Source organism: Zobellia russellii (genome assembly GCF_018728565.1).
In the GTDB taxonomy this organism is placed as follows: domain Bacteria; phylum Bacteroidota; class Bacteroidia; order Flavobacteriales; family Flavobacteriaceae; genus Zobellia; species Zobellia russellii.
The window spans coordinates 24,435-39,977 of record NZ_JACSOI010000007.1 but is presented as its reverse complement, the minus strand read 5'-3'; the positions used below and the strand labels follow the sequence as shown (position 1 = coordinate 39,977).

Sequence of the window (15,543 nt, the reverse complement as noted above, 5' to 3'; positions counted from 1 at the left end):
GATGCCTTTATTATAATAGTTAGCGATCTGTTTAAGCCAGCATGGTTACCGGATTTTCCAAATACGCACGTAGTGTTAATAAAAATTGAGCGCCAGTAGCCCCATCAACCGTTCTATGGTCACAAGCCAAAGTTACCTTCATTGTATTACCAACTACAATCTGACCGTCTTTAACCACTGGTTTTTGAACAATGGCTCCAACGGATAAAATTGCGGAGTTAGGTTGATTAATGATTGAAGTAAACTCGGTAATACCGAACATACCCAAGTTAGAAACTGTAAACGTACTACCATCCATCTCTGCCGGAGTCAGTTTTTTGTTTCTCGCACGACCGGCCAAATCCTTAACGGCAGCACCGATCTGAGTTAAACTCAATTGCTCTGTGAATTTCAACACAGGAACAACAAGACCTTCATCTACAGCTACGGCAACACCAACATGTACATGATGGTTGTAACGTGTAGTATCTCCGTTCCAAGTAGTATTTACCTGCGGATGCTTCTTCAGGGCCATGGCACATGCTTTTACTACCATATCGTTAAAAGAAACCTTTGTATCAGGCAAATCATTTATCTGTTTTCTAGAAGCCATGGCATTGCTCATGTCTACTTCTATAGTCAAGTAATAGTGAGGTGCGGTAAATTTGGATTCGGACAAACGCTTTGCGATGGTTTTTCGCATTTGCGAATTTTTGACCTCCTCAGAACCTTCTTCACCTACTGGCAGGATTACAGGAGCACTTGCAGGTGCCGCCGCTTGCGAACTAGCCGCTTTTTGCGGAGCTTGAGAAGCTGCAGCAGGAGTATACCCCTCTACATCTTTCTTCACAATTCGTCCGTTATCTCCTGAACCTTTAACATTGGCTAAATCAATACCCTTTTCCTTTGCTATTTTCTTGGCCAAAGGCGATACAAATATACGTTGGCCGTCATTTACAGCCTTTGGAGTTGAAGTATCTTTATAAGCTTCCTTTTTTGGCTCTTCTTTTTTAGTTTCAGAAGAAGCACTTTCTTTCTTACCCGAAGACGGCTTGGCATTAAGCACGGCATCAACATCTGTACCTGCAGGTCCTATAACCGCCAACACTGCATCAACCGGAGAAGATTCACCCTCTTGAATACCGATATATAATAAGGTACCCGAGTAGAAGGATTCAAATTCCATTGTAGCTTTATCCGTTTCGATTTCAGCTAAAATATCCCCTTCTTCTACCGTATCACCCACTTTTTTCAACCAAGCAGCAACAGTACCCTCTTCCATCGTATCACTAAGGCGAGGCATCTTTACCACTTCTACGCCCTCTGGAACATCTGCAGAAGCAACTTCCTCAGAACCTTCAGAACTTGAAGCTGCAGGTTCATTGGCTTCTTCCGCCTCTTCTTCGCCAGAAGTATCCGCACTACCGTTTAACAATGATGAGATATCTTCTCCCTCTTCACCAATAATGGCCAAAAGAGAATCTACCGGTGCACCATCTCCTTCTGCAATACCAATATGCAATAAAGTACCTTCATAAAAGGACTCAAATTCCATTGTGGCTTTGTCAGTTTCTATTTCTGCAAGTATATCGCCTTCCTCAACTTTGTCACCAACGTTTTTCAACCATTTGGCTACGGTACCTTCTTCCATGGTATCGCTCAAGCGGGGCATGTTTATTACTTCTGCCATTTACCTAAAATTATTTATGTTGTACAAATGGAAAATCTTCTTGCTCATAGACCATATCGTACAATTGCTGTACTGGCGGATAATCTGATTCGTCTGCGAATTTTTCGCATTCCAACACCAAATCCTTAACTTTTTTGTCTATTGCCTTAATGTCTTCATCGGATGCGTAATCGTTCTCTTTAATAATATCAAGAACTTGGGTAATAGGGTCTATTTTCTGATATTCCTTTACTTCCTCCTTTGTTCTATAATGCTGTGCATCCGACATAGAATGACCTCTATATCTATATGTTTTCATTTCAAGGAAAGTTGGTCCACCTCCAGAGCGTGCTCTTTCTACGGCTTTACTTACCTCTTGAGCAACCGTTACCGGATCCATACCGTCTACGGGACCACAAGGCATCTCGTAACCCAAACCTAGTTTCCAAATTTCAGTTGAATATGATGTTCTCTCTACAGAAGTACCCATAGCATAACCATTGTTTTCACAAATAAATACTACCGGAAGTTGCCAAAGCATTGCCAAGTTCAACGCTTCATGAAAGGAGCCTTGACGTACGGCACCATCACCCATATAACATAAGGTAACGTTATCCCTACCGGCGTACTTATCTCCAAAAGCCATACCTGCACCTAATGGAATTTGTCCTCCCACGATACCATGACCACCATGAAAACGGTGTTCTTTTGAGAATATATGCATTGAACCTCCCATACCTTTGGAAGTACCAGTAACCTTACCATACAATTCTGCCATTACTTGTTTAGGATCAACACCCATACCAATTGGCTGAACGTGATTCCTGTAGGCCGTGATCATACGGTCTTTGGTTAAGTCCATTGCATGCAATGAGCCAGCCAAAACAGCTTCTTGACCATTATACAAGTGTAAAAAACCTCTAACTTTTTGTTGAATGTAGACCTGTGCCAGCTTGTCCTCGAACTTGCGCCAGAACAACATATCTTCATACCATTTCAGATATACTTCTTTGGTAATTTTTTTCATTGATGCTAATAATTTGGATTCGTGGTTACAACACCCTGGCCGTTTCTTTTTTATTCACGGAACCAACCAGAAGGGCAAAAATACATATTAAATCAATAGTTGAAAAAAATTGAAGTAAAAGGTTTGTTAGAATTTATCCTTAGGTTGTTCAGAACTGTTACAAAAACGAACTATCAAAGCCCAATGGCAGAATATCCGCCATGGAATTACATTTAAAAATTTTGCCTTTTTCCCCCATCATCAAAAGTGCTATGGGCGTTTTTTGCTTTACTTCATACTCCGAGATAGCCTGCCTACAGTTTCCACAAGGTGCCGCAGGATTGGTTAACTCATAATTGACAGAGGTAGCGGTTATGGCTATAGCAGTAATGCCCACACCCGGATATTTTGCTCCAGCGTAGAAAATTGCCACACGCTCAGCACAAAGTCCCGACGGATAAGAAGCGTTTTCTTGATTGTTACCAATAACCACTTCGCCATTTTCCAATAGCACCGCAGCACCAACCTGAAAGCTCGAGTAAGGTGCATAGGCATTTTTTCTTGCTCCAATCGCATCTATCATAAGTTTACCATCCTCTTCCGAAAGCTCCTGAATTGAATCAAAAATGGTCAATTCAAAAGATATATTCTGTTTTTGCATACTTGTTTAATAAGGGCCTAAAATAAGAAAACCTACCGTATGGCAGGTTTTCTTATTATATATTTATACGAATCTTAATCGTTATAGAACTCATCCCCTAAATTAAAGGTTAAAGAGAAACGAAGTGAATTCTCTACAGGGTTAGTGATTTTAGATGTAGAAAATAGATACGATAAGTCTATTTGAGCGGAATTAAATTTAAAACCTGCACCCAACGTAAAATATTTTCTAAAACCTTTTACATCACTCTCATTGAAATAACCTGTACGGAACATAAAAGCATCTTGGTATGTATATTCTGCACCTAAAGCCCATGTCATTTCTTTTAGCTCCTCACTAAAACCATCAGGGGCATCTCCAAAAGATTTAAACACACCACTTAAAAATCCAATATTTTGGTACTCGTCGTTATCCGCGGCATCCATATCTCCATCATTGTCAAAATCCTGAGGTGTTGGCACTAACAACTTATTGAATTCGGTAGTAAGGCCAATTACATTGTCTTGATCAAGAATAAAATCAAAACCAAAACCAAACTTTAAATTTGTTGGGATGAAGTTATCTTGCCCATTTTCATCATAAGCAATTTTACCTCCTAAGTTTGAAATATTAAAGCCACCTCTCCAGCGGCCGTCAAACCTGTTATAGGCAATTTCCCTAGAACGGTAAAAGCCTGCTACATCAACCGCAAAAGTACTTCCCGGCTTAGAATCTACATTATTATCATTTTGGAATTTGAGGTTAGACCTAATATATCTACCCCCTACAGCCATTGAAAAAGTTGGGCTCAATTTTAAAGAATACGACCCATCAAAAGACAGTTCGTTTGGCTTAACAACCGTTCCTACATCATCAAAAGTTTGCCTAAGCTCAATATCTCCCAAGGTAAAATAGCGAAGACTAACGGCAAAAGCGCTCTGATCATTAATTTTATTGAAATAACTTGCGTTTAAAAGACCAATACCGGAGATGGCATTGCTAAGATAAGGCGTATACCCCATACCAATACCCATTTTACGCTCCGCAAATGCAAACTTTGCAGGGTTCCATTGCTGAGAATATGCGTCGGTTGAAGTGGCCACACCCAAATCACCCATACCTGCCGCTCTGGCATCTGCTGTTATGTTCAAAAAGGGAACTGCAGTGGTAATTACACGATCACCTGCTTCTTGGGCCGATACTTTGCATGCAAACACAAGCAAAATAAGTATTGAAATTTTTTTCATTTTTAATATAGCTAAATTTAGTCGGTCAAATATTACAATATAGTGCTACAAACCAAAAATATATTAGTTGTATTACATGTAAACGGCCTTTTAAGGAATATCTTGCATAGAAAACACAAAATTTTCAAATTTCCGTTTCAAATCAAAAACAGGGCATAAAGTACGCACATCTTTTGTAATTTCGCATTCGCTTAGAAATATTATGACCTTCATACTGTTTTTTGGGCAAAAGAAATGCATCTAGCCATACTATAAAGTTATTTGCACCGTTATGATTTTTGAGGCGGCATCGGTTAATTGCAAACGCGATGTCTCCTTGGCAGACAAAATAATTTTTCACAAATAAAATATTCTGTGCAAATCATCGTTTTATATGCCGAAAGTGACACTAAAAATTAATCAAAATAAAATAACCAACTGCGCTACCATTTTAAGCAGTGGTACTATTTGAACTCAAGTCCTAATTATGAAAAAACAGTTTATCAAAGTTGTACTTTCTTGTGCAGTACTAGCGGGAGGTTTTACGGTTACCAGCTGTAAAAATTCCGGTTCTTCCAAAGACGTGTCAAGAGCCACAGGCTGGAAAATAAACGCCAAAGAAGGTGGTTTTCAATACAATACGGATTTTAAAGAACAAGAAACGGCACCAGGCCTTGTGTTTGTTGAAGGTGGTACTTTCACCAAGGGTAAAGTACAGGATGACGTTATGCACGATTGGAACAACACACCTACATCGCAACACGTACAGTCTTTTTATATGGACGAGACAGAGGTAACCAATGTCATGTACTTGGAGTACCTTGATTATCTTAAAAGTGTCTATCCTCCCGAGAATCCGCAATACGCAAACATCTATAAAGGTGCTTTGCCAGATACTTTGGTTTGGAGAAATAGATTAGGCTTTAATGAAACTATGACCAACAACTATTTAAGACATCCGGCTTACGCTGAATATCCTGTAGTTGGTGTAAACTGGGTTCAAGCAACACAGTTTGCCGAGTGGCGTACAGATCGTGTTAACGAAGTAATGTTGGAAAGAGAAGGTTACTTGGCAAAAGATGCCAAATACCAAGCGGCCCAAGGCGAAGTAGCAGGTACTTTTAGTACGGAAGCTTATTTGAACAGACCAGAATCTGTTTACAACGGGCAAATAGACTCTTTACAAGGAAAAGCTAAAAAGGACAGTGTAAATACATTTGCCAAAAGAAGTAGCGGTGTAATTATGCCAGAATATAGACTACCAACGGAAACCGAATGGGAATACGCCGCACAAGCCAACCAAGGTAACCGTGAATACAATAATTATAGAGGTAGAAAAAAATATCCTTGGGAAGGGGATTATACCAGAAACGGACAACGTGTAGGTAGAGGTGACCAGTTAGCCAACTTTAAGCAAGGTAAAGGTGATTACGGCGGAATTGCCGGATGGTCCGATGATGGTGCCGATATTACTGCTCAAGTAATGTCTTACAAGCCTAACGATCTTGGTCTTTATGACATGGCGGGTAACGTTGCCGAATGGGTTGCTGATGTTTACAGACCTATTGTAGATGATGAAGTAAGTGATTTTAACTACTACCGTGGTAACATTTACATGAAAACCGCAATAGGAGAAGATGGTAAAGTAAACATTCTTAGAGACTCTGTAATGTACGATACCATGCCAAACGGAAAAATAGTTGCCGTTAACCTTCCTGGTGAAATTAAAATGGTACCTGTTGATGAAGAAGAAACTTATTTAAGAACTAACTTCTCTTCAAGTGACAACAGAGGATACCGTGATGGTGACCCAGGTTCTTCTAGATTCTTTGATCAATTTAGTGATGAGGAAGATGAGAATGACAGAAAGAAAATGTACAACTCTCCTAAGCATAGTGTTGAGCGTGACTCAACCGGGAAATTGGTTCGTCAGTATGATAAGTCTAACAACAGATCAACATTGATCAATGACGAAGTTAGAGTTTACAAAGGTGGTTCTTGGAGAGATCGTGCCTACTGGTTAGATCCTGCACAAAGAAGATATATGCCTCAATATATGGCTACGGATTACGTAGGTTTCAGATGTGCTATGTCTAGGGTTGGATCTAAATCTAAAACTAAGAACAAAACACCAAGAGGTAAAAAAGTAAGATAAGCTCCTTAAAATATTTTTCTAAAAAGTCTCGGTATAATATGCCGAGACTTTTTTTATACTTTTACTTTATGAAAACAGCTCAATTGCACGACATCTTTTTGGAGTTTCCAGAAATCTCTACGGATACCAGAAAAATAAAGGAAAACTGTATTTTCTTCGCCTTAAAAGGAGACAACTTTAATGGAAATGAATACGCCACCAAGGCATTGGAGAACGGAGCTGCCTATGCCGTGGTTGATGAGGAAGACCATGCACAATCAGACCAAAGGTTTATCCTAGTTGATAATGTTTTGGAAGCGCTTCAAGAATTAGCTTCTTTCCACAGAAATCACTCCAACGCTAAGGTTATTGCGTTAACGGGAAGTAACGGCAAAACCACCACCAAAGAGTTGATTAATGCCGTGCTATCAAAAAAGTACCGCACTATTGCAACCAAGGGCAACCTCAACAACCATATTGGAGTACCCCTTACCCTACTCTCAATAAAACCAGAGACTGAAATTGCCATTATAGAAATGGGAGCAAACCACCAAAAAGAAATTGAGTTCCTGTGCAGTTTGGCACTGCCGGATTTTGGATATATCACCAATTTTGGAAAAGCCCATATTGAAGGTTTTGGAAGCGAAGAAGGTGTTATAAAAGGTAAAAGCGAATTATATGATTATCTCACCCAAAACGATAAGCATATATTCATGAACGGTGATGACCCGGTTCAGTTTCAAAAACTAGGGAGCTATATAAAAAAATACGGCTTTAGCACTAGTCAAAAAGAATTTTACAAAATAGAATTCTTAGGAGCAAATCCATTTGTTACAGCATCATTTGAAGACCTAAAAGTTGAATCACAGTTAATAGGCAGTTACAACTTCACCAATTGTGCAGCGGCCATACTTATAGGAAAATACTTTAACGTTCCCCTTAGTGAAATTGCAGAAGCCATAAAAGGCTACTCCCCTAACAACAATCGCTCTCAAATCATTAACCATAACGGCCACCAAATTATCCTTGATGCCTACAATGCTAACCCTACAAGCATGAAAGCCGCCTTGGAAAATTTCTCTCAGATGGAAGGAGGCTACAAAATTGCTTTTTTAGGCGATATGTTCGAGCTCGGGGAAATTGCATCTGTTGAGCACCAAAATATAGCAGATTTAGCAAAAGAATTAAATTTTGGCGAGGTTATACTCGTTGGTGAAAACTTTCACAAGACCAACACATCTTTTAAGAAATATAGCACTTTTGCCAAACTTAAGGACTATTTAAAGGACCAACAACCTAATCCCAAAAGCCTTATCCTTATAAAAGGGTCACGAGGCATGGCCTTGGAACGCATTCTAGATTCCATTTAAACCAAAAAAGGCAGCACCCCTAAAGTACTGCCTTTACCATCTATTACTACTTGTTGGCTTCTATTCCAACTTAACCCTATTTTCTACAATCTCTTTTATAGGTACAATTAGCTTTCCTTCTTTTGTATTTAAGGTTACACTAATATTATCTATCGCTTCAATTGTGCCCTCTATATCCGCAAACTTCACCTTATCTCCTGCGGCATAATTTTTTCGTGCATAAAAAGTCTTCAACAGGCTTTCAACCACATTTCTAGACCCAAGACCTAGTCCTAACGCAAAAGCTAAAAGAAACGCACCCAATATAAGCGTGAAATTACTTGTAAACATGGAAGTATCAATCCCCGCTTGATTTAAAGCCGTTATGGTAACAAAAATCACCATGATATAGAAAACTATACTACTAACAAGCTTTCCGCCTCCAAAGCCCATAGAATCAAAAACGCTTTTCAGTGCGGATTTTATCAACTTGGCCGCATATAGTCCGATCATAAAAATGACCATTGCACTAAGTAATATTGGAAGATAACGGAGCAGGTTGGCTATCTCTTGCGAGATGATGGTAAGCTCTACTATATCTGCCGCAACTATAATAAATACCAACAATAGTATATACTTCACAAACTGAAGCAATACTTTCTCTATATCTATTTTAACGTTACTGTCTCCAAATAACCTTGCTTCATTAATTTTATCCGAGACTTTACTCAACTGCGCTATCTTGAACACCTTTTTAAGAACAAAACGCACTACTTTACTAATGCCCCACCCCAACATCAGAATAACGATAGCTCCCAAAATATTGGGTAACGCAGATGCTATATCACTTACGATAGTACTTAAGGTATTGAAAGTTAAATCTTTCCACTCTGAAACTTTATCCATTTTCTTAAATGTTATGCGTTAAATAATATCGGGCTTGGTTTTAAATATATCTTCAATTGCAGACTTATAATTACATGTAAACAAGTTTGCCATGTCCATAACAAGTTTGGCAGAAGCTATATCATCCATAACCTTCTTTTTCAAATGAGGAGGAACCTCGTGCAACGAGTCTTCCATTTCCTTAAATGGATTTTTCTTTTCCATAGACATTATGGTATTTTGTTATAAGCTTCCACAATACGAGACTTTGCTCGTTTGAGTCGCATTTTCACGGCACTTTCCCCTATATCTAATATTGAGGTCAGTTCTTTTATCGATATATCGTCTTGGTACTTTAAAAGCAATATTTTTTTATCCTCTGGGTCTACTAAATTTAAGGCCTTTTTAAGTTTTTCCGACCGCATATTGGCTATTTCCGCATCATCATCTACCACCGTTATGGGTTTAGTTGTTTGCGAAATAGAATCAGATTTATCACTCATTAACCTCTGCTTGTTCCTTTTCACATAGTTCACACAAAAATTATAGGTGAACGCATATACCCAAGTAGAGAATTTTGACTTTCCCTTAAAACTGGAAAGCTTCACAAAAAGCATCAGGAAAACATCCTGCGTAAGGTCTTGGGCCTCTGCTTGCGAATTAGAAAAGCTGTAACATTTATTATATACTCTTTGTGCATACCTATCGTAGAGTACAGCAAAAAGCAAAGCATCATTATGCCTCGCTATCTTGCGCACAAGCTCTTCATCCGACATCAATTCCGGTACTACTTCTGTTTCCAATATTTGGTTCTGGTTGCTAGTTACTAATTGCGACACAAAAAATGTCTAAAAGTCACCGTAATATATTTTAACAGACTCATTAACGACACGCAAAGGTATAAATATAGCGCCAGTAATCACCTTCAAAACAGAAAAGTAATCAATAAAAAAAGCTCAACATCTGCTTTTTAAACAAAGCAAGAATGAGCTTTTCCATCTTAATAATAAAGAACATTTTCCAACCCTAAAACCTATGTCTTGGTTTTAATAGTTGACCGAAAAGGTGTCAATTATTCTTTTTTCTCTTTATCCTTGAGCGCCTCAGGTTTCTGTTCTTTGGCACTGGAATTTGTAGAAAACAAAATGTTGGGAAGCATAACTACCATACCCAACAGGAATATGGCAATGCTTATACTGAAGAATACAAATACAAGATCATTCATCATATAGTAATGTTAGTTAGTGTATTCTTTTAGACACGGCAATTAACAAAAAGTCACTTTTTACCAAAAATTCTATTTTGAAACCAACATTACAGCTTTATCTACCCCTAAACACAAATATCTTAGATCATATAATTTTCATTTTTACTTTGATTCTACTCAGGTTTTTCTTTCATCTTTTTTTTCCATTTTGTTTTACCTCTTAAATCTAAATAGCCCCTACCTTTTCTAGTATGCTCTTTAGAAGATAAGGCCGATGGTATCACAAATACCACAATCACCAAAAAAATGATTAAACTAACTGCCAAAAGAAGAACAAACGGATTAAACACACTTAGTAATTAACAGGTTATACACTTAGTAGGAAACCACTTAACAAAAAAAGTCACATAAAAAAGTATAAATATTTACCTATTCCTCAAAAAAGAAAGAATTGTCCCTGATGTAATTATTGAATTTTAAAAAAACACCTGATCTACATTGTTAAAATGTGAAAATTGCAAGTAGGGAAGAAGAGAGAAATATGTGGGTCATACTGGATTCGAACCAGTGACCTCTGCCCTGTCAAGGCAGCGCTCTAAACCAACTGAGCTAATGACCCATAAATAGTGGGCCAAAGGTAAAATTAATTTCGGATTAAGAAAACATAAATTAATTGTCTTTAGTAAGACAAAACCCGCATTGCACGTTCAGTACAAAGAGTCAACAACTTACACCTAACAACACTAAAGTTTACGCTAAATTATTATCCATTAACCAACCTAACCCAAGTTTACGTACTTTACAAAGTCTACAAATACTCAACATTGCATAGATTGACCATTTATTGCACTAATCCTATCATTTAAAATATGTATTTTGCGTCAATCACAATAAATTTACAATAGCTCAAAGATTGACTCATTATTTTACAGTATGCGCAACACATACCCTGAGTTGATATTAAACATGAGTATTTTTTTTAATTATAAATTTATTGTTCAACTCAAACCAACAATTTAGAACCAAGAGTCATGATAGCATTAGAATTCTCAACTTTTTTAGGTCGCTTTCACCCATTATTTGTACATCTTCCTATTGGGTTTCTTTTTTTAGCCATTGTTTTAGAATGGTACGAAAGCTTCAAAAAAACCGAAGTCAAAAGCAAACTAATACCACTCGCATGGTTATTAGGTGCACTTAGTGCCGCGGGTGCCGCCATTTCCGGATGGTTCTTAGGTGAAACCGGCCTATATGAAGAAGAACACCTATTCGCCCATAGATGGCTGGGCATTGCCTTGGTAATAGTGGCCTTTATTGGATGGTACCTAAAGAGCAAACCAAAAGCTTTCCCCATTAAATTACAACACGGTTTTAACATTCTACTTTTGGCCATGCTTTTTATAGAAGGTCATAAAGGGGGAAATTTAACCCATGGCGAAACTTACTTGACCGAATACGCTCCTGCCCCTATCCAAAAACTGTTGGGTGCAAAAGATGCAAAGGACTCCGGTCCTTCATTTATGACTCCAGATTCTGTTCAAGTTTATGCCGATTTGGTTGCTCCAATTTTTGAAGCAAAATGCATAGGGTGTCATAATGACGAAATAAAGCGAGGCGGACTGAACATGAGCCACCCAGATTCATTACGTATGGGCGGAGAGAGCGAAAATGTTATTGCCGCCGGAAATACCCAAGACAGCGAACTTTTTAGAAGAATTACGCTTCCACCAAAAAATGTAAAGTTCATGCCCCCTACAAATAATGCCCTCACCTATGACGAAATCAAAACTGTAGAATGGTGGATTGAACAGGGAGCTCCTTTTGAAGGCGCGTTAACTAGCATGAACGTAACCGAAAACATAAAGCCAGTTCTACTAAGACGCTATGGCATTGACACCAACCCAAAACCATGGTATGAGACGGTACAGCTTCAAAAACTGGACAGCATCCAATTATCCAATCTGGTACAACAAGGTTTTGAAGTTAAAATCTTAGGTCCTGACAATTCCTTATTAGACGTTAAATATTCAGGTTCGGACCTTACTCAAGAAAAACTAGCAGAACTCCATAAGGTAAAAGACTATGTGACTTGGTTAAACCTGGCCAATACGAATGTTAGTGACGAACAACTTTCAAATATTTCAGAGTTTGTGAACCTTACTCGTTTACAATTAGAAAAAACAGAGATTTCGGATAAAGGTGTTTCTCACTTAGCCGGACTAGAGCATTTAGAAGCCTTAAATCTATACGGTACTAAAGTAACTGACGCATGTTTACCAAGTATAGAAAAAATAAGCAGCCTTAAGCGCGTTTATTTATGGCAAACAGGAGTAAGTGCCCAAACAGCAAAAAACATTCAGGAGAACAACGAAAAACTAAAGATTGTAATAGGAAAAGGATAACCGATCTACATTTGAAATTTTAAAAGCCACCTAAACTATTTAGGCGGCTTTTTTTTATGAAGACTGAGCACATTTGGTGGTTGACAAACTATAAATGCCTAACAACTCGTGACCTTTGCAAAACTGTTCCATTTCTAATTTAGACACAAGCAATACCATGCTTCTACACTTGTGGAAAAATTCGTCGCACACTATAAAGACCAGGCTTTAATCTTTGAGTAAAATCCAATAGCTTTTTTAACGTTCTTAACAACGAGCGGACATGTTTTGTGAAGGGATGATTTAACGCTGTTCTAACCAAAACGTAGAAGGTAAAAAGTCCTAAAAAGAAAAAATCCTCAAACATTTTAATGCTTGAGGATTTTGGTGGGCAATGAGGGATTCGAACCCCCGACCCCCTCGGTGTAAACGAGGTGCTCTGAACCAACTGAGCTAATTGCCCTAAAAGGTGTGCAAATATAAGACTCTTTTTTACTTCTCAAAACAAAAAAAGAAAAAAAATTAAATTACTTCTGAAACTGTGAACGTACTACCTCCAACAAAGATAAAATCTTCCGGTCCGGCCTCTGCCAAAGCGGCATGATACGCAGCTTCAATAGATGTATATTTTCTCCCGTTCAAACCAAAATCTTTCACCCTGTCCATCAACTCATTAACCTCTAATCCTCTTGAAATACTTGGTGATGACAAGTAGTAATTCGCATCTTTTGGAAACAAAGGAAGTATACCATCAAGGTCCTTACCCTTCACGAAACCGAGTACGAAAAATAATTTTCTAAATTTTTGCTGAGATACCTGATTTATCACAATAGATAGACCTTCTTTATTATGTGCCGTATCGCAAATAACGGTTGGAGCAACATTTATTTGCTGCCACCTCCCCATTAAACTTGTATTCTCGGCCACATTCAAAAGCCCTTTGCGTATTTGTTCATCGGCTAAACCAAAACCATTTAGTTGTCTTATAACGGCCAATACGCCTTTAACATTCTTTTTTTGATATGCACCTAAGAGTGAAGTAGGATACACCTCTTCAATTTCGCGCTCCGCATAAATAAGTTTTGCCTTCTTAGATTTGGCCATCTTCCGAAACGTTTCGTCCGTTTCAGACTGAAATTCACTTACCACCACAGGAACACCCTCTTTAATGATACCCGCTTTCTCAAAAGCAATCTTAGGTAAGGTATCACCCAACATATCTACGTGGTCAAAACCTATGTTCGTAATCAGACTTACTTCAGGATGTATAATATTGGTTGAATCCAACCTACCTCCCAGCCCAACCTCAACTACGGCAATATCAACCTTCTCCTTTGCAAAATAATCAAAGGCCATGCCTACGGTCATTTCAAAAAAAGACAAATGATGATTTTCAAAAAAAGTTTGATTATTCGCTACAAATTCAACCACAAAGCTTTCATCCACACATTCGCCATTTATACGAATACGTTCACGAAAGTCCTTAAGATGTGGTGACGTGTACAAACCTACTCTATACCCGGCCTCCTGAAGTATTGATGCTAACATATGACTACTGGAACCCTTACCATTGGTCCCGGCCACGTGAATACTCTTAAACTTGTTCTCCGGATGATTTAAATGATTTGCAAAGTTGCGAATACCATCTAGTTTGGCATTATAGGCTTGTTTTCCTTTTTGTTGATACATTGGAAGTTGCGCAAACATCCAATCCAAAGTTTCCTGATAGGTCACTCTCCCAATTTAAAGTTGACGACCACAAAACCAACTTGCTGACTAGGCGCATTGGAATCTAAATTCCATTTATGCTTAAATGCGGTTTTCTTTGCAGGCTCCAATAAGCAAGGACTATTATTGGTAGTTCCCTTAACCCCAGGCGTAGCACTCACTACATTACCGTTGCGATCAACAATAATTTTCACTACTACCCTACCTTCTTCGTTACACTGCTGTTTTACCTGCCCTTTACCCACCAAGGAGCGACCATTTAAGCCATAACCACCTGTTCCGCTACCAGAACCGGGACTTCCATAATAACTCGTGGCATAGGGATCACCATCTGGCTGTCCCTTATCACCCGCTCTGTTATCATCTCCTTCGCTTCCCGAAGCATTACCTTCGGATTTACTGATACCGCCAATAAGCGCATCTAGCTTTTTCTTTTTAGCCTCTTGCTCCTTACGGGCCTTTTCTTCAGCAGCTTTTTTCTCTTGAGCTTTTTTAGCCGCTTCCGCCTTTGCTTTTTTCTGGGCATCCTCGGCCCTTTTCTTAGCAGCCTTCTCTGCTTCTTCCGCTTTCTTTTTGGCCTCTTGAGCTTTTTTAATTTTGATGGATTCTTCGTTCTCTTGAGTCAACACTTTTTCAGCCGGGGCTTCTTCGGCCACAACTTCTTCAGGCACATCTTCTGCAATCTCCTCTACTTCCTCAACAACCTCTTCTTGTTTAGAAGGCTCAACAGGTGGTGTATCCAAAGGTTCTGATCGGATTTTCTCTTTAGGCTGCACATTACCACTACCAAAGTTGGTAGTACCGAAATTAACGGAAATTCCGTTTTCGATAGGTGGGTCCATATAGGTAAGGCCTATATAGAACAATACAAGCAGCAATACACTTAGTAGAAAAGTAGTAAGTGTAAAAGATTTCTTTTTGTGTCTCGTGTCTAGGAATGACATTAATTGGGTCGCACGGCCAAGATTACCTTATAACTATTTCTGTTGGCAATATCCATAACGTTCACCGCTTCTTTGATGGCAACGCTTTCTTCCGCCCTTAAAATAATTGTGGGTTTATCTTGTCCTTCTAGTGCCTTTTTTAATTCAATTTCTATGTATTCTCCGTTTATTCTCTCGTTGTTAACGTAGTACTGCAAATTCTTATCAATACTAACGGATACGTTTTGTGTGTTCGTAGACTTTCCTTTTGCCTTTGGAAGTAATAAATCTAAAGCATTGGGAGAGTTTGCCGTAAGCATAAAGAATATCAATAACAGAAATACGATATCTGTCATTGAAGACATACTAAAATCCGGGCTAACTTTGTTTCTTCCTCTTAGTTTCATGTCTTGCGA

The 15,543-nt window shown here is 38.6% G+C and carries 14 protein-coding genes and 2 tRNA genes; 3 read left to right on the top strand and 13 right to left on the bottom strand.

Annotation, left to right across the window (positions count from 1 at the left end; translation table 11 throughout):
* Nucleotides 1-31: 31 nt before the first annotated feature.
* The 4 genes from H9565_RS15915 to porV form a co-directional block, all read right to left on the bottom strand.
* A complete protein-coding gene (locus H9565_RS15915) occupies nt 32-1,669 on the bottom strand; it encodes a pyruvate dehydrogenase complex dihydrolipoamide acetyltransferase (RefSeq protein ID WP_215441113.1) in 1,638 nt (545 codons plus the stop codon).
* Nucleotides 1,670-1,679: 10 nt separating this feature from the next.
* The gene (gene pdhA, locus H9565_RS15910) at nt 1,680-2,675 is read right to left on the bottom strand and encodes a pyruvate dehydrogenase (acetyl-transferring) E1 component subunit alpha (RefSeq protein ID WP_215441111.1); all 996 of its coding nucleotides are present in this window, start codon (nt 2,673-2,675) and stop codon (nt 1,680-1,682) included.
* A 157-nt stretch (nt 2,676-2,832) separates the two neighbouring features.
* The gene (cdd, locus tag H9565_RS15905) at nt 2,833-3,315 is read right to left on the bottom strand and encodes a cytidine deaminase (RefSeq protein ID WP_215441110.1); all 483 of its coding nucleotides are present in this window, start codon (nt 3,313-3,315) and stop codon (nt 2,833-2,835) included.
* Nucleotides 3,316-3,389: 74 nt separating this feature from the next.
* Nucleotides 3,390-4,541 (bottom strand): type IX secretion system outer membrane channel protein PorV, encoded by a 1,152-nt coding sequence (gene porV, locus H9565_RS15900; protein WP_215441109.1) that lies wholly within the window; start codon nt 4,539-4,541, stop codon nt 3,390-3,392.
* 466 nt (nt 4,542-5,007) lie between these two features.
* On the opposite strand from porV, the gene gldJ reads away from it, so the two are divergent.
* Nucleotides 5,008-6,675: a gliding motility lipoprotein GldJ gene (gene gldJ / locus H9565_RS15895; protein ID WP_215441108.1), complete on the top strand. Its 1,668-nt coding sequence runs from the start codon at nt 5,008-5,010 to the stop codon at nt 6,673-6,675.
* Between the two features lie 68 nt (nt 6,676-6,743).
* The gene (locus H9565_RS15890; RefSeq protein ID WP_215441107.1) at nt 6,744-8,024 is read left to right on the top strand and encodes a UDP-N-acetylmuramoyl-tripeptide--D-alanyl-D-alanine ligase; all 1,281 of its coding nucleotides are present in this window, start codon (nt 6,744-6,746) and stop codon (nt 8,022-8,024) included.
* Nucleotides 8,025-8,084: 60 nt separating this feature from the next.
* Here the strand turns inward: H9565_RS15890 and H9565_RS15885 are convergent, their stop codons facing one another.
* From H9565_RS15885 to H9565_RS15865, 5 genes are all read right to left on the bottom strand, one after another.
* Complete coding sequence (locus H9565_RS15885) at nt 8,085-8,909, bottom strand: mechanosensitive ion channel family protein (protein WP_215441106.1); 825 nt, start codon at nt 8,907-8,909, stop codon at nt 8,085-8,087.
* 18 nt (nt 8,910-8,927) lie between these two features.
* On the bottom strand, nt 8,928-9,113 hold the full coding sequence (locus H9565_RS15880) for a hypothetical protein (protein ID WP_246560711.1): 186 nt from the start codon (nt 9,111-9,113) through the stop codon (nt 8,928-8,930).
* A gap of 5 nt (nt 9,114-9,118) precedes the next feature.
* Nucleotides 9,119-9,727, bottom strand: coding sequence for an RNA polymerase sigma factor (locus tag H9565_RS15875; protein WP_303406378.1), 609 nt, complete (start codon nt 9,725-9,727; stop codon nt 9,119-9,121).
* A 233-nt stretch (nt 9,728-9,960) separates the two neighbouring features.
* Nucleotides 9,961-10,116: a hypothetical protein gene (locus H9565_RS15870; protein WP_215441104.1), complete on the bottom strand. Its 156-nt coding sequence runs from the start codon at nt 10,114-10,116 to the stop codon at nt 9,961-9,963.
* 523 nt (nt 10,117-10,639) lie between these two features.
* Nucleotides 10,640-10,714 (bottom strand) — tRNA-Val (locus tag H9565_RS15865).
* A gap of 412 nt (nt 10,715-11,126) precedes the next feature.
* On the opposite strand from H9565_RS15865, the gene H9565_RS15860 reads away from it, so the two are divergent.
* Entirely contained in the window at nt 11,127-12,497 is a 1,371-nt protein-coding gene (locus H9565_RS15860) for a c-type cytochrome domain-containing protein (RefSeq protein ID WP_215441102.1), read from the top strand.
* Between the two features lie 364 nt (nt 12,498-12,861).
* Here the strand turns inward: H9565_RS15860 and H9565_RS15855 are convergent.
* The 4 genes from H9565_RS15855 to H9565_RS15840 form a co-directional block, all read right to left on the bottom strand.
* Nucleotides 12,862-12,939: transfer RNA gene (locus tag H9565_RS15855), tRNA-Val, on the bottom strand.
* 59 nt (nt 12,940-12,998) lie between these two features.
* Nucleotides 12,999-14,210: a bifunctional folylpolyglutamate synthase/dihydrofolate synthase gene (locus H9565_RS15850; protein ID WP_215441100.1), complete on the bottom strand. Its 1,212-nt coding sequence runs from the start codon at nt 14,208-14,210 to the stop codon at nt 12,999-13,001.
* Nucleotides 14,207-15,148: an energy transducer TonB gene (locus H9565_RS15845; protein ID WP_215441098.1), complete on the bottom strand. Its 942-nt coding sequence runs from the start codon at nt 15,146-15,148 to the stop codon at nt 14,207-14,209. Before H9565_RS15845 ends, H9565_RS15850 begins: the two co-directional genes overlap by 4 nt.
* Nucleotides 15,148-15,534 carry an ExbD/TolR family protein gene (locus H9565_RS15840; protein WP_215441096.1) on the bottom strand — a complete coding sequence of 129 codons (387 nt, stop codon included), beginning with the start codon at nt 15,532-15,534 and terminating at the stop codon, nt 15,148-15,150. Before H9565_RS15840 ends, H9565_RS15845 begins: the two co-directional genes overlap by 1 nt.
* Between the last annotated feature and the right edge of the window lie 9 nt (nt 15,535-15,543).